Annotated in this window: 1 protein-coding gene; it reads left to right on the top strand. The window is 36.8% G+C overall.

What is annotated here, in order from left to right; translation table 11 throughout:
- Positions 1-555: hypothetical protein (locus A3757_RS27470; RefSeq protein ID WP_231878197.1), on the top strand; the 555-nt coding region annotated here is incomplete at its 5' end.
- Between the last annotated feature and the right edge of the window lie 40 nt (positions 556-595).

The following is a 595-nucleotide window of genomic DNA, read 5'->3' on the forward strand; positions in this document are numbered from 1 at the left end:
GCGGTCGCTTATATAACCTGTTTACTACCTCTTAATATCACCGTCTCATTATCTGATATCTATGCAAAGCTAAACAGTCAAAACAGTGACATGCCACGTTTGATTCTTGACCCCTTTTTCCACTTTTCATCCGCATCAGTAGATTGGCAGTACTTAACGTTGAATTGTATCATATTCATACCACTTGCCTTTTTAAGCGCACATATTCAAATAAAACGCCAAACACCTAACATTCTAGTACCCGCTGTCCACTGCCTTTTCTTTTCATTGTGCATTGAAGTATCAGAAGTTTTTATAAAGTCAGGCAGGAGCGATATATTCATGCCTTATATGGCATCGATGATAGGCTTATCTATTTCATTGTTATGCATCAAGCTATACCAGGAGCCCAGTGCGCACGTAAATAGCAAGGATAAACAAAAGTATGATGTACTATTGTCTATCGTTTTATATTCTTTATTTTTATTTTCCGTGGCGCTATCTCCCTTTGATTTTGAGTTATCACTCAAAGCAATAAAACAAAAGCTTATCTACGATAGCAACTGCATACTCTAGAATTCAATCCAATCACACTACGAACAAGACTCTTCATTTA

This window comes from Oleiphilus sp. HI0117 (assembly GCF_001635235.1).